This window comes from Persicirhabdus sediminis (assembly GCF_016595495.1).
Lineage (GTDB): Bacteria > Verrucomicrobiota > Verrucomicrobiia > Verrucomicrobiales > Akkermansiaceae > Persicirhabdus > Persicirhabdus sediminis.
In genome coordinates, this window is record NZ_JAENIM010000015.1 from 1 (window position 1) to 18,155 (window position 18,155).

At 46.0% G+C, this 18,155-nt stretch carries 23 protein-coding genes and 1 pseudogene; 3 read left to right on the top strand and 21 right to left on the bottom strand.

Annotated elements, in window-relative coordinates; translation table 11 throughout:
• On the top strand, positions 1-273 hold a 273-nt coding region (locus JIN82_RS02610; RefSeq protein ID WP_200310078.1), incomplete at its 5' end, for an integrase core domain-containing protein.
• A 245-nt stretch (positions 274-518) separates the two neighbouring features.
• On the opposite strand, the gene JIN82_RS02615 is transcribed toward JIN82_RS02610, so the two are convergent.
• The 15 genes and pseudogenes from JIN82_RS02615 to JIN82_RS02680 form a co-directional block, all read right to left on the bottom strand.
• The gene (locus JIN82_RS02615) at positions 519-971 is read right to left on the bottom strand and encodes a hypothetical protein (protein WP_200310086.1); all 453 of its coding nucleotides are present in this window, start codon (positions 969-971) and stop codon (positions 519-521) included.
• Positions 972-1,129: 158 nt separating this feature from the next.
• The gene (locus JIN82_RS02620; protein WP_200310087.1) at positions 1,130-1,438 is read right to left on the bottom strand and encodes a hypothetical protein; all 309 of its coding nucleotides are present in this window, start codon (positions 1,436-1,438) and stop codon (positions 1,130-1,132) included.
• A 132-nt stretch (positions 1,439-1,570) separates the two neighbouring features.
• The gene (locus tag JIN82_RS02625) at positions 1,571-2,887 is read right to left on the bottom strand and encodes a serine hydrolase domain-containing protein (RefSeq protein ID WP_200310088.1); all 1,317 of its coding nucleotides are present in this window, start codon (positions 2,885-2,887) and stop codon (positions 1,571-1,573) included.
• Between the two features lie 77 nt (positions 2,888-2,964).
• Positions 2,965-3,042: pseudogene (locus tag JIN82_RS17640) on the bottom strand (adenylate kinase); the annotation flags it as partial.
• 60 nt (positions 3,043-3,102) lie between these two features.
• On the bottom strand, positions 3,103-3,603 hold the full coding sequence (locus tag JIN82_RS02630; RefSeq protein ID WP_200310089.1) for a ribonuclease E inhibitor RraB: 501 nt from the start codon (positions 3,601-3,603) through the stop codon (positions 3,103-3,105).
• A gap of 176 nt (positions 3,604-3,779) precedes the next feature.
• The gene (locus JIN82_RS02635; protein ID WP_200310090.1) at positions 3,780-4,265 is read right to left on the bottom strand and encodes a GNAT family N-acetyltransferase; all 486 of its coding nucleotides are present in this window, start codon (positions 4,263-4,265) and stop codon (positions 3,780-3,782) included.
• A 175-nt stretch (positions 4,266-4,440) separates the two neighbouring features.
• Entirely contained in the window at positions 4,441-4,878 is a 438-nt protein-coding gene (locus JIN82_RS02640; RefSeq protein ID WP_200310091.1) for a hypothetical protein, read from the bottom strand.
• Between the two features lie 565 nt (positions 4,879-5,443).
• Complete coding sequence (locus JIN82_RS02645) at positions 5,444-5,926, bottom strand: type II secretion system protein (protein ID WP_200310092.1); 483 nt, start codon at positions 5,924-5,926, stop codon at positions 5,444-5,446.
• Between the two features lie 100 nt (positions 5,927-6,026).
• Entirely contained in the window at positions 6,027-6,689 is a 663-nt protein-coding gene (locus tag JIN82_RS02650; RefSeq protein ID WP_200310093.1) for an SMI1/KNR4 family protein, read from the bottom strand.
• 461 nt (positions 6,690-7,150) lie between these two features.
• The gene (locus JIN82_RS02655; protein WP_200310094.1) at positions 7,151-7,651 is read right to left on the bottom strand and encodes a hypothetical protein; all 501 of its coding nucleotides are present in this window, start codon (positions 7,649-7,651) and stop codon (positions 7,151-7,153) included.
• Positions 7,652-7,875: 224 nt separating this feature from the next.
• Positions 7,876-8,433 carry a hypothetical protein gene (locus tag JIN82_RS02660; protein WP_200310095.1) on the bottom strand — a complete coding sequence of 186 codons (558 nt, stop codon included), beginning with the start codon at positions 8,431-8,433 and terminating at the stop codon, positions 7,876-7,878.
• A 599-nt stretch (positions 8,434-9,032) separates the two neighbouring features.
• A complete protein-coding gene (locus tag JIN82_RS02665; protein WP_200310096.1) occupies positions 9,033-9,329 on the bottom strand; it encodes a hypothetical protein in 297 nt (98 codons plus the stop codon).
• Positions 9,330-9,824: 495 nt separating this feature from the next.
• On the bottom strand, positions 9,825-10,451 hold the full coding sequence (locus tag JIN82_RS02670; protein ID WP_200310097.1) for a hypothetical protein: 627 nt from the start codon (positions 10,449-10,451) through the stop codon (positions 9,825-9,827).
• 625 nt (positions 10,452-11,076) lie between these two features.
• Positions 11,077-11,511 carry a hypothetical protein gene (locus JIN82_RS02675; protein WP_200310098.1) on the bottom strand — a complete coding sequence of 145 codons (435 nt, stop codon included), beginning with the start codon at positions 11,509-11,511 and terminating at the stop codon, positions 11,077-11,079.
• Positions 11,512-11,541: 30 nt separating this feature from the next.
• Positions 11,542-12,111 (bottom strand): hypothetical protein, encoded by a 570-nt coding sequence (locus JIN82_RS02680; protein WP_234041726.1) that lies wholly within the window; start codon positions 12,109-12,111, stop codon positions 11,542-11,544.
• A 375-nt stretch (positions 12,112-12,486) separates the two neighbouring features.
• Between JIN82_RS02680 and JIN82_RS02685 the strand changes: the two genes are divergently transcribed.
• Positions 12,487-12,765, top strand: coding sequence for a hypothetical protein (locus tag JIN82_RS02685; protein ID WP_234041727.1), 279 nt, complete (start codon positions 12,487-12,489; stop codon positions 12,763-12,765).
• A 198-nt stretch (positions 12,766-12,963) separates the two neighbouring features.
• Here JIN82_RS02685 and JIN82_RS02690 read toward each other — a convergent pair whose 3' ends face one another.
• The 3 genes from JIN82_RS02690 to JIN82_RS02695 all read right to left on the bottom strand — a co-directional run bounded on the left by JIN82_RS02690 (position 12,964) and on the right by JIN82_RS02695 (position 15,249).
• Positions 12,964-14,541: a GmrSD restriction endonuclease domain-containing protein gene (locus JIN82_RS02690; RefSeq protein WP_200310101.1), complete on the bottom strand. Its 1,578-nt coding sequence runs from the start codon at positions 14,539-14,541 to the stop codon at positions 12,964-12,966.
• Between the two features lie 234 nt (positions 14,542-14,775).
• Positions 14,776-14,898, bottom strand: a complete 123-nt coding sequence (locus tag JIN82_RS17435; RefSeq protein ID WP_267906495.1) for a hypothetical protein — start codon at positions 14,896-14,898, stop codon at positions 14,776-14,778.
• 90 nt (positions 14,899-14,988) lie between these two features.
• The gene (locus tag JIN82_RS02695) at positions 14,989-15,249 is read right to left on the bottom strand and encodes a hypothetical protein (protein ID WP_200310102.1); all 261 of its coding nucleotides are present in this window, start codon (positions 15,247-15,249) and stop codon (positions 14,989-14,991) included.
• A 126-nt stretch (positions 15,250-15,375) separates the two neighbouring features.
• On the opposite strand from JIN82_RS02695, the gene JIN82_RS02700 reads away from it, so the two are divergent.
• Positions 15,376-15,654 carry a hypothetical protein gene (locus tag JIN82_RS02700; protein WP_234041728.1) on the top strand — a complete coding sequence of 93 codons (279 nt, stop codon included), beginning with the start codon at positions 15,376-15,378 and terminating at the stop codon, positions 15,652-15,654.
• Between the two features lie 135 nt (positions 15,655-15,789).
• On the opposite strand, the gene JIN82_RS02705 is transcribed toward JIN82_RS02700, so the two are convergent.
• The 3 genes from JIN82_RS02705 to JIN82_RS02715 form a co-directional block, all read right to left on the bottom strand.
• Complete coding sequence (locus JIN82_RS02705; RefSeq protein WP_200310103.1) at positions 15,790-16,635, bottom strand: SMI1/KNR4 family protein; 846 nt, start codon at positions 16,633-16,635, stop codon at positions 15,790-15,792.
• A gap of 481 nt (positions 16,636-17,116) precedes the next feature.
• Positions 17,117-17,593 carry a hypothetical protein gene (locus JIN82_RS17070; RefSeq protein ID WP_234041729.1) on the bottom strand — a complete coding sequence of 159 codons (477 nt, stop codon included), beginning with the start codon at positions 17,591-17,593 and terminating at the stop codon, positions 17,117-17,119.
• Between the two features lie 169 nt (positions 17,594-17,762).
• A partial coding sequence (locus JIN82_RS02715) for a hypothetical protein (RefSeq protein WP_234041730.1) occupies positions 17,763-18,155 on the bottom strand: 393 nt, incomplete at its 5' end.

Below are 18,155 nucleotides of genomic sequence, written 5' to 3' on the forward strand. Positions count from 1 at the left end.
CTACGTAAGTTACTCGGAGATCATAAGTTCAAGCAGTCGATGTCAGCCAAAGGAAACTGCTACGACAATGCGACATGTGAGAGTTTTTTCGGCTCGCTCAAAGCAGAACTACTTCCCAACTGTGGTTATTTCGCAAGCAGAGAACTTGCCCGCAAAGCTATTTTTGAATACATTGAGGGCTTTTATAACACCTACAGACGCCACTCATCACTGGGCTATATATCGCCATTTGAGTACCTCAAAAAACAAAATCAGGTTGCTCTAGCAGCCTAATTCAACTAAAAAATTAAAGGAGACTTGCTGTACGAAATTTGAGGGGAAGATCACATCGTATCAAAATTGGGAGTCAGAATACTAAGGCATGACTCTCGAGAATCTATATTCATAGCTATTTAGATAGGCACATTGTTTACCCTGTACTTTACTAGCAATTTTCTAGGGTTAGGGCGAATTTAAACTTGGTAGTTATGCGGTGAGAGTGGAGTTTTATCTCTATCAGCTTCTAGCTAATAGTTTCTTTATAGACCTTCAGGGATGTGGGCGGATTTATCGGCATATACCGGAATCACAGTGCTTATCTCAACCTCGTCCCTAGTGAAGATATTGACTTTGTAAGGCACCTTCTTTTTAAAATAGACTAAGTGAATAAATCCTGGCTCTAGAGGAAGTTTAACAACCAGAACGCTAGCCCCCGAAGCGTATAGAGGTAAGTTATCTTCAATAGCCATCTGGGCTACAGTTCTCGCCTCCATATCTGTAATGTTAGCATATTTCTCCGTCACCGATAATCTAGAGGCTTTTTCTTCATCAAAAACGCAAATATGATAGCTTGATAGATCGCGACCTAAGCAAACTAAACGCAAAGGGCCATGATAATCTATTGAGGTCGATGATTTTAAATAAGTTGGTTCTTTGTCGTCTTTACAGGATACTATGGCTAATGACAAGGCGAGTAGGATCTTAGTATTCATCTTATTAGAGAGTCTGGGCTCTGTAAGCTTGGTGGGATATCGAAATGCTATCAAAAATCATAGGAGACTATTCTATCACAGATAGATTGGGCGACTTACTCACTTGCTAGAAGTTTGTATTGGCTTTGTTAGTCGATTGGCCCAGCTTTGTGAGTGGGCTAATTGGATTCATAAATTCTCGAGTTACTATTTACGATTTTGAATATTATTATTCCTATAATGCCAAATAATAATCCAATAAGTGCCCAATATAGAGCACCGAGAGCTAGGAAAAGTTCTTGGTTTTTCTGCTGCCTCACTCTGGTTTCATTGAAAAGAGCGATAGATGATATGAGATGCACAGCAAACAGGGTAATCATGTAGATTTCCGATAGAAATGCTAGTGGCCTGAAACCTATAAAGCCGATTAGAAAATAAACAACTGCGGCTAATGCAATGCCAATAGAGAGATCTTTGATGGTTTTCATTTGTAGTTGAACGTTAAGATCAACCCAGCTGCTAACAGCGGCTGATCTTTGATTGTTGGTTAATGGATAGAAATGTCATAAAAACTCCGACTCGGAGCAGGGAAGGTGGTGGAATGCAGTTCTTTGTTAGCTTTATTGTGTTTTCTGAGCTTTCCATTTTTCATGAACCTGAAACAGATCTGAATAAACTAAGGATGAGATTTTCCCGTTTATTCGGACAAATTCGCAGCCTGCAGAAGGTTCTTTGGTGAAAAACTGATCACGATTTGAGTTTGAGAATAGGCGAATTTGTGGGTGTAAAAAACATGAACCTACTAGCTGAATCATTAACTGACTTCCTTTCAGTTCAACGATGAACTCACCGTCTTGGATGTAGTCAGGAGTCTTGCTGCTTATTTTGTATCTGCCCACATATTCACTGAGCAGTTTTCTGTCTAGATGATGTTCTTGTTGGTCATATCTCGTTTGATTCTCATAGGATTTTTCAATTATTAGACGACCGTCCATCAAGAAGTTGTTCACTAACACGATGTTCGCTGTTAGCTCTGAAGGTGAAATTTCAAATACACATCTGTGACCCGTAGTTCCTCCAACGTGGCCATATACTTGTGATCCCGATGAGCCTTTGTAGCTGAAAATACCCAGCCCCATGTTTTCCATGTGCACTTGAGGTGAGAGCATCAATTTGATCGCCTCGTTAAGTGAAGTTTGCTCTGGAGATAGGAGTGCCTGAGCAAACTTAACAAGATCTTCAGCTGTTGACTTAAGACCACCAGCTGCAACTACGGCAGTCCATCTCATTGGTTTTACACGCATCTCTCCCAAGTAAGGAGGGGCGAAACGCTGCGCTTGCTCATCGGTTAGGTCGACAGCGGTATCAACTAGGCCAAGTGGTTGAGTGACTTTTTCTCTTATGAGCACTTCCCAGCTCTTCTGATAGGTCTCGGTCAACACCATTGCCAGTAAAGCGACCCCGAAGTTCGAATATTGGAATTCAAAGGGAGCCTCGCCCTTAAGTTGAACTCGCTCCAGCCATGTGCGAAGACGATAGCGATCGTAATGTGCATACGGATCTGAGGGGTCACACGACTCCATGAAATTATCTGGGAAATCAGGTAAGCCACTGGAATGAGTTACTAGTTGACGCAGCTCAATTCGTCCCACACGAGAGTCAGTAAAATTGAGATCTGGCAATAGATCTTTTACCTGATCGTCAAGTGATAATTGCCCGTCCACAACAGACTGAGCTAGCAATAAGCCATTAAAAACTTTGCTAACTGATCCAATCTCAAAAAGAATTTTTTGCGCATACTCTCTGTCAGGGTCATTAGAGTTAGTAATTGAATAGCTAGCATTCCCATCCTTCAACTCTGCTGTAACGATCTGCCCTTTTGATAAATGCCTTTGGTAGATCTTAGCAGCATCCGACAGTGATTGTTTTTTTTCCATAGCTAAGTAGTGGTGCGGCTGTAGGCCGCTGCCTCGCTCGCCTTGATATGTTTTTCTATGGATTCCAAATAAGCTCTCGAATCCTTGCTGAAAAAGCTCTTTCTAAACGACTCTCGATTGCCAGTTTCAGGCCAAAGCTCCTTTTTGGTCCATGCTATAATCACGGTAAAAATTCTACTGCGGATTAAAGCTTGTGTTAGTGAAAGTCATTCAGACTAGTAGCGATTCGCAGGTTGTCCAACACCGTCTTGTTCGCCATGGTTTTGAATTGGGCCGATGTCCATGCCGTCATAAGAATCCACCCCATGCCGAGCAGCGAGAAGGTAGAGCGTGTCGTTCCGTTGGTCCAAGCTTTGAGGAGTATGAATCTCTTCCCTCTCGACGTGAAGCCACCAAAGGGGTGGTACATCCTGATCCTCGCCGTCAGACTGATAAAGGTCTACAATCCGATATCCTGCGGTAATGAGTTCATCTCTTACAGGCTCAAGTGCTTTCGGCTCATGATGAGTAAAAAAGTAGCCCCACAGCATCTTCCCGCTCAAATCCCAATTGGTTTTCTCAGCAATGTTTTCGAACATGGCTTCCAATTGGTCGATGGTGATCGTCTTACCTAGAATCGTTTGGTTCATCTTAGTCGTTTCTGTCTGCGTTTCCTCAGTTTGATCGTCGTTGCACGCCGTCAGTAGCAACGCGACTAGGAATGCCAAGTGTTTCATTTTTGAGCCGAACAGCATTAGTTAGAAGTAGTGGGTAGTGGATTTAATATTTCGGAAATCCGATTAGCTGAGTCTACGATCATGCTATGGGCGTAGCTGGCAGGAGGGCTGTCTAGCTAGATTGATAGATTTCATGATGGTGGTAGTCTGAGTACTTAGTTAGATGTGGGGAGTTTTCAGTGTTCATTAAAATAACTAACTTTGTTAGCTAGATTTTTGTCTTCTCCTTGCCATTCAAATTGTAGTTGAAGATCATTTTCAGCGATCACAACAAAGCCTCGGCCAAGGTAGAAATCAATAGCAGCTGTGTTGACTTTGAACGCATTTAGGCGGATCGATCTTGATTCCGAGTGATAACGATTAATCAGATCATGAAAGAAACTCGTTCCTACTCCCTGACCTTGAAAATCTGGATCTACAGCAAGTTCTAGAACACGTATTACGTGCTCATTATAATCCACCGCACAGTAGCCACAAGGAACACCATCTAGGAGAAGCAACTCGTAATTATGGTAATTCCAACTATCATCAAAAAACTTACCTTGTACCTTCTCATCCCACGGCCCAAACTGAGCAACAGTCCAATCACGATAAGCAAGATCGTGAATACCCTTTGCGTAACCATAATCGTCTTCAGAGGTTGCGCGTTTTGTGAATTTCATTATTTATGAGTGAACAGTATTGGTTAGTAGTAATCGGTGGCGGGATGTGCCCTTAGGTAATAGTGGAGCGTTTTCAGTATTCAGTGAACTTACTGCAGGTTGCTAGAAATTTCTAATCAGTCAATGTGATAGTTAGGAGTCGGGTGGGGCATGGTTGATAGAAATCACAACACAGTTAGTGGTTTTGTGCAGCGGCTTGTTGTGTTTCTAGTTTTGCAAACGCTCGGCTCACAGCTGCGGCTAACAGACCTGTTAGTAACCCAACTGGAATAAGTAGCCATGAAAGTAGGCCTGCAGCCATCAGGCCGAAAAGAAGTGCTGAACCTTGCTCAGGAATCTGCGTCCCATATCCAGAATTCCAGGCAGCAATCGAGTAAAAGAGCGGTAGCCCTATGAATGGCGAGATGAAACCGAGGATCAGCCATTGCTGAATCTTCGGCTTTGTCAGGATCAAGCTGAAGATGAACCACAGTCCGGCAGAGACTAATGCCGCGTACCACTCGATTTCTCGTAGCACTGATTCGGCGGCCTCGCCTAATATTCTCGGGGCTGCGATGTAAGCGACGAGAGCCGCGATGAACGCAATTGCAAGATGTCGAGGTAATCGGCTCATGTTTTATGCAGAAGGTTTAAGAGTACTGATAGCGATTAATCAGTTGCTCAAATGACTAAGTTTCAATTGTGTAGAATAGATGTGAGATCAGGGGAGTCAACAGCTAGCTGTTGGAGCTTACGTCTTGTTAGTCTGGTTTAGTTTTTCCATTTCAGCTGGATCAAAGATTCCTTGGGAATGACTAACTCATTTTTATCACTACCTGGATAGGATATCACGATGTATGAATCATAAAGAGAAACTTCAGGGTTTCTCTATTTAAAAGTTTTCGTAGCCGAAATGGAACCTATGTAATCTTCCCCTATAAGTAAGGTTGAAGTATTATCACTTGTGCGAAAATGAATGAATCTAGCAGTTCCACTTTGAAAAGGCTTCTTGCCGCAACTGATCAAGAGCAGGCATAAGAGTATAGGTATGAGATGTTTCATCATTTATTGGCTAATGTAAAAAGTCTCTCGTCCACTACCGGGAGCGAGCTTTGGTGTCAGGTTAAGGTTCATAATTAACATTCGCTTTTCGACTCGGAGTAGGTAGTGGATTGGTGCACGCTTCTTTGTTCTGCTAGTCATTTAGATGCTGTAAATGCCAGACTTTCGCTAGCAGTGTGAGTAATTAACCAATCCTCGAATAGAAGCGAATATCCTTCATTAGTCTTTTTATAATCCATAATATTTCCTCGAATAATTAGTTTCCCAGGAAGTTGCGTATTCAATTCTGAAAGCTTTTCAGGGTAGCGTCCATTCGTGATATAAAATTTTTGAATGTGATTTCTTACTAATTCTCCGTCCGCCACACATTCATTGAACGCCGAGGAAGCGGCCCCTATACCAAGAATAACTCCTGCCACAAGGCTTGCTATCGTGGTTGTGCATCCGAGAATACGCATTTTGACACCCTGAATAAAATAGATAGCCAAAAACATGAGCACGATTACAACTGCGATACCCAAAAATGAAATTCCAAACAATTTAGTAAGGTCTTCTCCACACCAAATGCCCCAGATAAATCCAGCGGTAGAAAGCAGAAGAATTTGACTGATAATTTTCATTCTAAGTTTTAGCAGAACGTTAAATATGTAGGCGACCGCGCTCTGTGCGGCCAGAGCGCAGCAAAATTGGGTCGTAATCGCAGTCGGCTACCATGTGTTGTTAGTGCTTATTGTGCTTATCAAGGTAGTTTTTCTCAAATGCTTCAAAGCGATCTTCATCCTCAACAAACCAACCTTTTGCGTCTTCCGAGAAAACCTCAGAACTGAAGCCTTTGATGATGAAATCTACAAATTCAGGCAATGACCCATAATAAGTAGGGTAAGGGTCTTCCATCATTTCATAAAATACCCGTGGGGGATCAGAGGTGATGTCTAAGAAATATCCATCTCCTGCTCCGTCTTCCATTATCATAACAGACGAGCCCCGAAGAGATGCGCCTGCCATACTTAATGATTCTCTATATTCAATCGCCTGCTTGATAGAAACGACTTCACCCAGTGGCACTAACCCTAAAAAACGCTCCTTCGGCCCATTGTGCCATCTAAACCATGCTTCCAAGCTGGTTATTTCGTGTCCGCCTAGAGCTTCACGAAGCTGGGCAATATCTTCATCTGTGGCACCTGGCGCAAATTTACCATGCAGCAGAGGAGCCTTTTCGCTCATGACTGTGTCCAACTTGGCGAGTGCATCATCAAAACTGCTAATCTCTGATTCGGTCATCAAACTAGATTGAACTTTGAAGTTTTTGGAAGAGTTAGCTGGTTTCTCACAACCAAGAAAGAGCACGCTTAAGGCGATACTAAGCAGCAGCTTGTATTTCATTGCGCTAACAGTATTAGTTAGTAATAATTGGTGGTGGATTTACCATTTCTGAAATCCTATTAGCCGAGGCTACGATCATGACTTGGGGTCAGATGGTGGGCGGGATGTTTAGCTAGGGCGAGATTTTTTATCATAGAATGTTAGTTGTCTTGTCTACAGGTTGCTAGAAATCTCTAATCAGTCAATGAAATAGTTAGAGTGGAAGGTAGCTAGCTGGAGATGTAGGCGGCGTTCTCTGGCACACTTTCAGCGTGCTTTGTGGTTTTGGTGGCGTGACCCATGGCTGAAGCCATGGGCTTTGTTCTCTAGCGCTTTCAGCGCGGGTTGTGTAGCTAATCCTATCTGGCTGGTTTATTTGGGCTTTTATGAAGTGCTAGAAAAGAAGTGAGACGGGCGCCGCCCTTAGTGGGCAGTGTTCAGTTAGCTGTGTTCAGTTGCCATCATCGGCTTGTTCTTTTCGTTCAGTTTTCATAGCGATCTCTGAAAAGAACAGAGCCATCAGCTTGCTTCTCAGATCTCACGGGCCTGATTATACCAGCTTCCGAAGCTGCCGCTTGGAGTTGCTTCATCATATCACAGCCTGACCGGTCACCTCCGATCAAAGATGGCAACCAGTAAAGAGCCATATCGACCACATAGGGTTGAGAGTCCATTCTCTTGGCGATCTCTGCAATGGCTCTTCTTGGACCAAGCTTTGTCACCCCAAATTTGACCCACTTCATCGTTAGCTGAGAATGTGCCGAGTGAATCCTATCTAATCCAAGTTTGTAGATCTCTAAGGCTTCTCTTCGGTCATTGATTGTGGATGTCGCTAGTCGCCAAATTGCGGTATGCCCTATTGCGTCTATTAAAAAGCTAACTCTAAAGGCGCTCTCCTCTTGACGCAGCCAAGAAGAAATTAAATTCAACTCTCTCGACTCGAGGTTCTTACCCATGAGCTTAGCGGCTTCGATTGCATCCATTTTTTGAGTGTGCAGTATTGGTTAGTAGAAATGGGTGGCGGGCTCCGCCTCTTAGTGAGCAGTGTTCAGTTAGCTGTGAAAAACAAAACCAGCTGGCGAACGTTAAAGATGTGGAGGCGGGGTGTCGATTTCCATATCACCCAAAAGTCGGGAGCTTGCGACCGTGATTGATCAAGTCGATGCTGTCCCGCTCACTACCAACGCGTTGTTCTGCAACTAGATTGTTATTCGATACGAGAAAGTTGAGCCCACAATTTTTCAGCCAACTTACCAGCTACTCTGAGCTTACCAGTAGGTTTTGGAGAATCACTGCCTATAAATATTCGATTTTGAAACTTAGAATCTTTGTATCTTGCTGCGACCACTCTAAGCCCATCATCCATGCTCGGATCTCCTTCACTTTCCAAACCGTTCCAAATATCTGGTTGTACGATGATCTTGAGCCAATTCTCAATCATCATCGGATCATCAAATTCCGAAAGAAACTTTGAGCCTACTCTAGTCCCTTTTTGGGACCCATCGGTTCGCCAATGAATCAACCACTCATTAGGACTGTAGCGAAATGCAATTAGCTCACGGTAGGTCCAGCCCGTATTCTCAATATACCGATAAGCCTCGACCACTTTTTTTTCTTCAATCTGGGCTCTTGAGATCATTTGCTTCAGTGGAAAAATTAGATTCTTTGCCGTGTAGGTCTGAAATCCACGATGATCTAACTCGCTGTCTTGTGCACTCAATGATGTTGTAATGGTCAGTAGGAAAATAATAAAGCGTTTACACATAATTATAGAGTATTGTTAGCAGAACAGTATTGGTTCGTAGTAATGGGGGGGGATTTAAGTTATTCGCGGCGAGATTAGCCGAGACTACGATCGTGACTTGGGTATAGCTGGCGGGCGGGATGTTTAGCTAGATTGAGAGTTTTCATGATCGGAAAGGTGGCGGGCTGCGCCCTTAGTTAGCAGTGGAAAGTTTTCAGTGTTTAGTGAATCTAATGCAGGTTGCTAGAAATCTCTAATCAGTCAATGAAATAGTTAGAGTTGGTAGGTCGCTAGCTGGAAATTTGGGCGACGTTTTCTTGCACACTTTCAGCGTGCTGTGTGGTTTTGCTGTCGTGACCCATGGCTGAAGCCATGGGCTCTGTTCTTTAGCGCTTTCAGCGCGGGTTGTGGGCAGATTTCTGGCTAGCTGGATGGGGGGCTAGCAGGAAGGATGAGCAGGCTGCTTTGTGTTGGCTTTTATGAAGCTTTAGAAAAGAAGTTAGGTGGGCTCCGCCTTTTAGTGAGCAGTGTTCAGTTAGCAGTGAAAAACAAAACCAGCTGGCGAACGTTAACTGGTGTGGTAGCGCGGGGGCAATGTTACAGAGCGCAGCGAAAGGTTATCACTTGTCGTGCTTGCCTCCACCGTCTTGCTCTATCCAGTTTTTTAATTCTTTCGCAATAGCATCTCGATTTTTTGCAGACTTGATCCATTGCGGCAAGTTTACAACCATTGAATATTTACACGCTCCTCTACCTCTTTCTCGAATTGAGCTGGTAATGTAATCGTATAAATATTCGGCATGAAATGAGTTATATGCCCACAGCGTTCGATTTTTCACCTGTGTTTGCATCCAAAGGGGAAAGCCTAAATAGGGATCAACGGGTTCAGAGTTGATATATTCTGCGTGCCACTTCATGGGTATCTCAGAAATCTTTCCACATTCGCATTCAAGTAGAACCAAATTGCTAATATTTGATGGGGATTTTTCTCTTTTAGATGCGGACAATCGGCGACCGCATTTACTACAAGGACCTTCTGCACCACCAACTATCGGGCCACTCCATTTAGGAGGATCTTCTGACTTTGAATATCCGCACTCTACGCATGACATACGAGCCGCCTTTGGCTCCCAAGGCACTAGATAGCGAGAAGTCCCAACACAGGAAGCCTTAGACGAACACTTTGGGCAACGGACTGTTATTGGGAGTTGTGCAGGCTTCCATGTAGTATCCCAATCCAAGGAGAATCGTTTAGGAGTAACAGTTGTTGTCATCTCTGTAGATAGAACGTCAAAAGCCACCCATGCTCTACAGAGAGCGGGCTTCGACGAAGGGGTTAACGGTTAAAATAATCATAAAACTAAACTACTTAGCGTGTAGTGGATTGGTGTGCGCTGCCTTGTTCTCCGTTGTTATGTGTTTACGTTGATCTCATATATTCTTCCTGCCTCTAAATCAACGACGAAAAAGTCGACATTGCCGGGATGATCTCCGTGGTCGTAGTGAAAGAACGAGTAAAAGGTTCCGGCGCGAGATAGAGCCTCTAGGAGGTCTTGAGTGTGTGTGCTAGAAGCATATAAGGCGAACGCGAAATACTTCTTATGCTCTTCGCGTAACGGGGCTTCGGTCCATGATACTTCGCTCCAACCATCTCGATAGTGTGGTCGCTTCGGGAAGTCAGACTTCAAGCGGGTATCTGGACTACCAAAACGCTGCCGGATAGGGGCAGGGAGTTCGAAAATATAGAGCGAAACTCCATCCCCATTGAACGATCTCTCGGGATCATACTTGAAGATCGGATCACCAAGATCGCCCTGAGAATCATATGTATTCTTAACGTATTGCCCTTGAGCATAAAACTCGACGATCACTGTAGTCCCTGCAAGCAAGGCGAAGAATCCCAATGGTAAGACAACTAGTATGCCCACTTTTCTCCAGTTCTTGCGCATGGCGGATCGAACCATCCAGATCGCATACGGTATGCCCCCGAGAACAGCGAGAAGGATCGAAATGCCCCACAATACGGTGATGATCTGCATATTTTTTTGGAGGACAGTGTAGGTTCGTAGTAAGGGGGGAGTAATTTAAGTTATCCGCGGCGAGATTAGCCGAGGATACGATCATGGCTTGGGCTCAGCTGGCGGGCGGGATGTTTAGTCAGATTGATAGTTTTTTCATAGAATGTTAGTTGTCTTGTCTACAGCTTGATAGAAATATCTAATCAGTCAATGAAATAGTTAGAAGGGCTGGTAGCTAGCTGGAGATGTAGGCGGCGTTCTCTGGCACACTTTCAGCGTGCTGTGTGGTTTTGCTGTCATGACCCATGGCTGAAGCCATGGGCTCTGTTCTTTAGCGCTTTCAGCGCGGAGTGTGGGAAGATTTCAAGCTGGCTGGCGAGAACTTGAGCTAGCTGGAGGTGTGGCTGGCTGGAGGTGTGGCTAGCTAGAGATGTGGCTAGCTAGAGATGTGGCTAGCTAGAGATGTGGCTAGCTAGAGATGTGGTTGGCTGTTTCTGCCAGCGGCATCAATAACACATACTGCGTGCGAACGGTCTCCAAGGTCGATGCTAATAGTAATCTGAGTCGAGGTAGTCATAGGTGAGAAGTGTATCTCGCGGAGCTAGAGCCCCGCTGACGCCTTCTCATCTAATCTTGTTCGACCACATTATTTGAGCTGGTCATCAGTCATTCCATGCTCCTTCAACCACTTAATTAGCCACGTCTTGGATGCGGGGGTGAACTTCGCGATTGTGCCATTCCTGATGATTCCAGATCCATGCTTGATCGCGGTGATCGCAACAAGCTTGTCCCCAACATACCAATCCATGCCTGGATGCCCGTTACAATCGCAACCATTCCTGAATGCACCCCTAACAAAAACCATATTCCTCATTAGCGTCTTGATCGTCGCAGCATCATTAACTTCAAAATATACCTTATGTTCAAGGGAAGCTCGCCTAGAGGCATCCCCATCGCGGATTACCACTCGAGTTGCACCAGAAATCAGCTTCTGAAAACTTGGATTGGGATTAACCTTCTGAGCAGAGACAAAAACACAGGCGATGCATTGAATAGCGATGATTAGGGCTACCTTCTTCATTATTGTCGAACGTTTAAGGCCTACCACCCGCTACTGGGGGCGCGCCTCCGATTCAGGTTTAGGTTTCTCGTCACCCTCCGATTTCGACTCCGGAGCGGTAGCGGGTAGGTCAGCGCCGTCTTGTTCGCTCAGTAATTGTTTGATGTGCTTTCGCAAGGCCGCAGAACCAAATGCCAATTCTTGCTTCAGGATCAGCGTGCGCGCTTCAGATATCCCGATGAGCTTCGCAGTCTGTTGCAGCCCAAATTCGGCTGGGACTATGCCACTGAAGTAATCGAAGTCAGGATAGCCGGTCGAATCGTAGTGCCTAAGTTGCATCAACCAGCCGATGCGGTGATTCCTTTTGTAGATCTTGTGAGCGTCTACGACCTCCGTTGAGCCGTTCTTGTGATGGAACGCAACCTGCTTCTCAAGTCCTCTTGGAACATTAAAAATATACTTTAGTTTCACGGAAGCCTCTTCACCAAGGGATTTATCGGAAGCTAAGACGAATAGAGAGAGAGTTATAAGTATGTGGAATATGCGATTCACGATTTTTTCTAAAGCGAACAGTATTGGTTCGTAGTGATTGGTGGTGGATTTGACATTTCTGAAATCCAATTAGCGGAGGCTACGATCATGACTTGGGCTTAGCTGGCGAGCGGGGTGTTTAGCTAGGGTGATAGTTTTCATGATGGTGATGGGCTTCGCCCTTAGTTAGCAGTGGAAAGTTTTCAGTGTTCAGTGAATCTAATGCAGGGTGATAGAAATCTCTAATCAGTCAATGAAATAGTTAGAGGTAGTAGATGGCTAGCTGGAGATATGGTGTGTTAGTTGGCGATGTAGCCGGGTGAGGCGGCGTTCTCTGGCACACTTTCAGCGTGCTTGGTGGTTTTGGGGGCGTGACCCATGGCTGAAGCCATGGGCTCTGTTCTGATGCGCTTTCAGCGCGGGGTGTGCGCATATAGCTAGCTAGATGCGCAGGAGGCCAACAAGGTGACTAACATCGTCAAGCGGTCACTGCTGATGGCTAAGATTCTAGCTCGCAAAGTCGTGCTCGAAGATGGTCGCCCCGCATTCTCAGACCCACAAGGCAAAGCCGCTGAAAAGCTGGTGAGCAAAGTGGATCCGAATGTATTTTTCGATCTGTTTAGCCAGGTCTTTGAAGATGCCACCGCCTCAGAAGTTGAGACGCTGGGAAAAAAGTCAGCCGCGCAGGCCTCAGCCTCACCAGCTGCTTCTACTACCTCGCCGACCGACGCCACTGCAGTCTAGCTGAGGTGCGAGCCATGCCAGCCAGCGAATTCCTCAGCTGGCTGGTTTATTTTGGCTTTTATGAAGCGCTGGAACAAAAGTGAGCAGTGTTCAGTTAGCAGTGTTCAGTGAAAAACTCATTTAGCTGACCGTCAAAGTGTATCACGGAGTGAAGCGCGGAGCGCGTAACGGAGTTGATACCACTGCCTTGTTATACTATTAATTTTTGACGGATTGATTGCAGTAAGGGTGAGTCAGTTGAACATTATCCGCTGCCCCTGTCCCACCTTCCCGAACCCTTTCGATGTGGTCGTATGAAACAGACTTTTCGGCATCTAAGTAGCCGTTGCAAATCGGGCAGGTTATAGCACTTTTCAGAGCAACATTGATGAATACTTTACTTTTCTCTTCATCGGTAACATTTGGTTTTTTCTGGATGATGTCTGCAGCGAGTATCTTTCCTTCAAGTCCAGATATTTCAATTATATCCTCTTGTGATACGTCATTTTCGGCTAAAAGTTTTGAGATAATACCTTCTAAAAGATCATGGTATTTTGAAACTCTATATCGGCTAATATTCTTCTGCAGTATCATCGCCATCAAGTCTTTGTTTTCTATCAAATGAGTCTCTAATTTGCTCCGAATTCTGGTAAAGCTCTTGAAGAAGTAGTCGTCATTATTTGCCAGCTTTTTAGCGACCAGAGACACAGTTCCAAGAAACATGGGAGTAGAGTGGCGACCAGATGGCCCGTAGTAGTAAATCGCTGGATGCAGCCCCAAGCTGCCATTCCCGTTTCCTGTTATTCTTCCTGCCAGTTTTGAGGCCTTCCTCAGTATGGTTATTGTATCTTCGCCTGATGGATCGTCAGCAAAACTTGCTATCTCAGGGAGAGATGGATCCTGATTTCTGGATGCCATTAATATGAAGTCTAATAAAACTTGGATAGCAGTTCGAATGCCCTTTGACCCTCCGAGTGGTAGATCTAACGTCTTCACTGGTCTCTTTAGCTCAGGTGCGAATAAGACACTATGAAGTTTGGCAGCTTCGTTTTCAATTCTAGCTCCCATTTCATCATCAAATCTAGACCAATAGCGGTGCCCTTTACCTGCACGAATTATAGCTCGAGCGGCAATAGGAATGGGCTTTTTTCTATTTCTAAGAAGCAACTCCTCTAATTCATCGAGAGGAGTTCCTTTCATGTTAATGTTAAAAAAAGAGGTCTCAGCTTTGTCTGTGTCACCCTGAACCCACTGAACCTGAAACCCCCTAGTAGTAATCGTGGTTATTATTTTCCGCTGCTCAGATGTTAGGTCAAGGTTGTCGCTATTTTCGATCTGGCTTCGATAATGCCCCCAGGTTCCCACCTCTTGCTTGATTAGCTTTCTTGTCTTTTCTGCTGCTTTTTTTTGTTCGTTAGAAATCTCGTGGCCGAACATTTTATGGGAAAGAGGGCCGTCTCCATAGTCATCCTCAATCCATGCCTTAAGAGCACTCAAGCGATGGCCACCATCAATAACAAAAAGGTAACTTGGTGATTTCCACAGAATAACAGATGGTATTAAATCGCCATTCACATAGCATTTAATTAGTGAACATACCTGTGCGGGAGTCCAGTGGTTCGTTTCCCTTTGAAAGTCCGGCTTTCTCAATATCGGCGCTGTCAAACCTCCAGGCGTAAGATCTCTGACAGAGATATTGTTGATGGTTTCATAACTTGAATTCTCGCCATCTCCAGCGGCAAAATCTTCACGCTTAATCATCGCGTCTAAGTTTACTAAATTGGATTTTGATGCCATAAATTGAGGTGTTAATTTTTTGTATAACAGTATTGGTTCGTAGTGATTGGTGGTGGATTGAATATTTCTGAAATCCAATTAGCCGAGGCTACGATCGTGACTTGGGCTTAGCTGGTGGGCGGGATGTTTAGTCAGATTGATAGTTGTCATGATGGAGGCGGGCTACGCCCTTAGTTAGCAGTGGAAAGTTTTCAGTGTTCAGTGAATCTAATGCAGGTTGATAGAAATCTCTAATCAGTCAATGAAATAGTTAGAGGTGGCTGGGTGAGGTGGCTGGCTGGTGACGTGGGCGGCGCTTTCTGGCACACTTTCAGCGTGCTTTGTGGTTTTGGTGGCGTGACCCATGGCTGAAGCCATGGGCTTTGTTCTTTTGCGCTTTCAGCGCGGGGTGATATGTTGCCAGAGCCTTGAAGCGCATTTGGCGCGGGGTGAGTTGTGGGTTTCTAGCTAACTGGCGAGAGGGTGAACTAGCTGGAGATGTGGCTGGCTGGAGATGTGGCTGGCTGGAGATGTGGCTGGCTGGAGATGTGGCTGGCTGGAGATGTGGCTGGCTGGAGATGTGGCTGGCTGGAGGTGTGGCTGGCTGGAGGTGTGGCTGGCTGGAGGTTTGGCTAGCTGGAAGTGTGGCTGGCTGGAAGTGTGGCTGGCTGGAAGTGTGGCTGGCTGGAAGTGTGGCTGGCTGGAGGTGTGGGCTGCGTTCTCTGGCACACTTTCAGCGTGCTTTGTGGTTTTGGTGGCGTGTGACCCATGGCTGAAGCCATGGGCTTTGTTATAATGCGCTTTCAGCGCGGGGTGTGGGCATATAGCTAGCTAGAAGCTCAGGAAGCCAACAAGGTGACTAACATCGCCAAGCGATCATTGCTGATGGCTAAGATTCTAGCTCGCAAAGTCGTGCTCGAAGATGGTCGCCCCGCATTCTCAGACCCACAAGGCAAAGCCGCTGAAAAGCTGGTGAGCAAAGTGGACCCGAATGTATTCTTTGATCTGTTTAGCCAGGTCTTTGAAGATGCCACCGCCTCAGAAGTTGAGACGCTGGGAAAAAAGTCAGCCGCGCAGGCCTCAGCTTCACCAGCTGCTTCTACTACCTCGCCGACCGACGCCACTGCAGTCTAGCTGAGGTGCGCCAAATGCCAGCCAGCGAATTCCTCAGCTGGCTGGTTTATTTTGGCTTTTATGAGGAGTTGGAAAAGAAGTGAGCAGTGTTCAGTTAGCAGTGTTCAGTGAAAAACTCATTTAGCTGACGTCTTGTTAGCCGTCGTTATTTTCGGTTAGGCTCCGCAAGACCTTTACGGAAGCTTCGTGCTCAGGAAAGAACTGTAAATTTTTCTCCGCTATCTCCAGTGCACTCCGTAAAGATGCGCCAGCTTCGGCGAGGAGTTGAATTATCTCAGGTCGATTCTGGATGGCGGCATTCTCGATGATCGTCCGGTCATACTCGTCAGTCACTTCGAGATCCACGCCGGATCCGATAAGCTTCCGAATCGCCCCGAGGTCGTTCTCTCGAAGAATACGTTCGATCTCGGATTCGTCCTCTCTGAAGGCGTCGTCAGATTCGAGACCGCGGATAAAATCCTCAAAGCTTCCAGCAACCTTGGTGATCCGGTAATCATCTTCCTGATCAACGTGGACTACCTCTGGCTCTCCCTCTGGACCACACTTCCGGTAATCGAGAGCGATCATGTCATGCCCGGCGGAAGGACAGTCAGCAAAGTATACTCCGATAGCGGGGTACCCCCACTCCTCCTCCCAGAACTGAGAGTTGAATGTCTCGCCGCACAAAGAGTAGAGCTTGCTACTCCCGATTGAGTAGATCCCAGTGATCGCGATGTGGTCTTCGGACCAAGAAGTGGGCTCGTTTGTGCGGTGATTCGTGTTCTTGGGGAAACCACCGTTCTGCGTCCTCGCTAGTTGAATGTATGCAGCAGGCAACTTGTAACCGAGCTGCTTCTCTACGGCTCCGATCACCTCCGGGGTGGGCTCCGCATCGACGTAGTTCTCCTTCGCGTATTGGGAGTCCTCCCAGAACGAGGAAAGATCGAATCCATCGAATACTTGTGTCATAGGCGGAGTGAAGGGAATTTCTTCGTCTAACATTATTGATTTGTAGTGATTGGTGGTGGATTTAACATTTCTGCGGCGAGATTAGCCGAGGCTACGATCATGATTTGGGCTTAGCTGGAGGGCGGGATGTTTAGTCAGATTGATAGATTTCATTATGGTAGCGGGCTGTGCCTTTAGTTAGCAGTGAATAGTTTTCAGTGAATCTAATGCAGGGTGATAGAAATCTCTAATCAGTCAATGAAATAGTTAGAAGGGGGCTGGCTGGAAATGTAGCTAGCAGGAAGGCTGAGCTGGCTGGTTTATTTTGGCTTTTATGAGGCTTTAGAAAAGAAGTGAGGCGGGCTCCGCTCCTTAGTGAGTAGTGTTCAGTTAGCAGAGTTTAGTGAAAAACTCATTCATCTGACGTCTAGCACACCAACCGCTGACCACTCAGCGCGCTAGGTTTTTGGGTTTGGATTGAAATTGTCATGAAGATCATTAATTCGGCGGGGAAGCGGTTGGGTGCTGCGACTTGTTAGCGCTTTGTTACGACGTTGATCGGTGTGTTGATCTCCACAATTTCGATCGGGCCAGTCACACCTCGACTTTGCGCCAAATCGACGATCTGTTGAAACACCTCCGCATCCTCATTCGGTCCAATATACTCGATTCGGAGTGGAGCAAATCGCAAATATCCACGAGCGTGAACTCCATGGCCATCGAGCATGAGGCGAACAGAATGCCCGTCAGATCCATCGGCCCAAGGAGGATCCGTGATCATGCCCGATTCAAGTTCAATCTCAGCGGTCGACCCCGTTGACAGCTTGTCTGTGAAACGACTCAAAACCTTCGCGTCATCCTCAGAAGGCACCTTCATTCTGACGATGCCAACCGCGAGACTCCATTCCTCCTTCCACCCAAAAACGCAGAGCTTCAGGTATGCTCCTAAGCCAGCGATAACGAAAAGCAAGGTCGCTAGAATGAACCCTATGCGCTTGGGAGTGATCTTCATTTTCTTGAGCTAACGTCTAGCACACCAACCGCTGACCACTCAGCGCGCTACGTATTTGGGTTGATGTTAAAATTGTCATAAAGGTCAGTTACTCGACGGGGAAGTGGTTGGGTGCCGCGTCTTGTTCGCCCTTGATTGGCCGTTAGTCAGCAGTGCAGTAGTCATGTGATTAGGGAAGCGGACGATCACACTCTCGCCAATGGAACTCGTAGAACGACTGCACGGCAATATCAAAAGCATGCTTCAAACGGCTATCTGCAAGAATCTGGAGAGCTAGACCATAATCATCCTCATCAGTGTCTGAGGCCTCGATTACCTCCCAATTGGTGAAGGCTACCGACTGCCGAGTATGCGGATTCTCTCTGAGATCGCAATCGAGCAACGTTCCATCTCCAACAGCAAAGATTCCGTTTACGTCATCGCCCTGATCGCAGGTAATCTGAATAACAGTCGATGGTGGAAAGCCTCGCTCGGTAAAGAGATTGCGTGCTCCCTCCCAGCAAATGCGATACCGGAACTCTGCAGTCTGGCTGACCAGATCGAAGTAATCTCTCACTATTCG

Excerpts from the sequence above, each read along its gene's own strand:
- JIN82_RS02615 (WP_200310086.1), bottom strand. The coding sequence starts at position 971 with ATGAATACTAAGATCCTACTCGCCTTGTCATTAGCCATAGTATCCTGT.
- JIN82_RS02635 (WP_200310090.1), bottom strand. The coding sequence starts at position 4,265 with ATGAAATTCACAAAACGCGCAACCTCTGAAGACGATTATGGTTACGCA.
- JIN82_RS02655 (WP_200310094.1), bottom strand. The coding sequence starts at position 7,651 with ATGGATGCAATCGAAGCCGCTAAGCTCATGGGTAAGAACCTCGAGTCG.
- JIN82_RS17070 (WP_234041729.1), bottom strand. The coding sequence starts at position 17,593 with ATGAAGATCACTCCCAAGCGCATAGGGTTCATTCTAGCGACCTTGCTT.
- JIN82_RS02705 (WP_200310103.1), bottom strand. The coding sequence starts at position 16,635 with ATGTTAGACGAAGAAATTCCCTTCACTCCGCCTATGACACAAGTATTC.
- JIN82_RS02650 (WP_200310093.1), bottom strand. The coding sequence starts at position 6,689 with ATGAAATACAAGCTGCTGCTTAGTATCGCCTTAAGCGTGCTCTTTCTT.
- JIN82_RS02640 (WP_200310091.1), bottom strand. The coding sequence starts at position 4,878 with ATGAGCCGATTACCTCGACATCTTGCAATTGCGTTCATCGCGGCTCTC.
- JIN82_RS02630 (WP_200310089.1), bottom strand. The coding sequence starts at position 3,603 with ATGAAACACTTGGCATTCCTAGTCGCGTTGCTACTGACGGCGTGCAAC.
- JIN82_RS02665 (WP_200310096.1), bottom strand. The coding sequence starts at position 9,329 with ATGAAGTGGCACGCAGAATATATCAACTCTGAACCCGTTGATCCCTAT.
- JIN82_RS02620 (WP_200310087.1), bottom strand. The coding sequence starts at position 1,438 with ATGAAAACCATCAAAGATCTCTCTATTGGCATTGCATTAGCCGCAGTT.
- JIN82_RS02625 (WP_200310088.1), bottom strand. The coding sequence starts at position 2,887 with ATGGAAAAAAAACAATCACTGTCGGATGCTGCTAAGATCTACCAAAGG.
- JIN82_RS02660 (WP_200310095.1), bottom strand. The coding sequence starts at position 8,433 with ATGTGTAAACGCTTTATTATTTTCCTACTGACCATTACAACATCATTG.
- JIN82_RS02645 (WP_200310092.1), bottom strand. The coding sequence starts at position 5,926 with ATGAAAATTATCAGTCAAATTCTTCTGCTTTCTACCGCTGGATTTATC.
- JIN82_RS02690 (WP_200310101.1), bottom strand. The coding sequence starts at position 14,541 with ATGGCATCAAAATCCAATTTAGTAAACTTAGACGCGATGATTAAGCGT.
- JIN82_RS02670 (WP_200310097.1), bottom strand. The coding sequence starts at position 10,451 with ATGCAGATCATCACCGTATTGTGGGGCATTTCGATCCTTCTCGCTGTT.
- JIN82_RS02675 (WP_200310098.1), bottom strand. The coding sequence starts at position 11,511 with ATGAAGAAGGTAGCCCTAATCATCGCTATTCAATGCATCGCCTGTGTT.
- JIN82_RS17435 (WP_267906495.1), bottom strand. The coding sequence starts at position 14,898 with ATGGCTTCAGCCATGGGTCACGCCACCAAAACCACAAAGCACGCTGAA.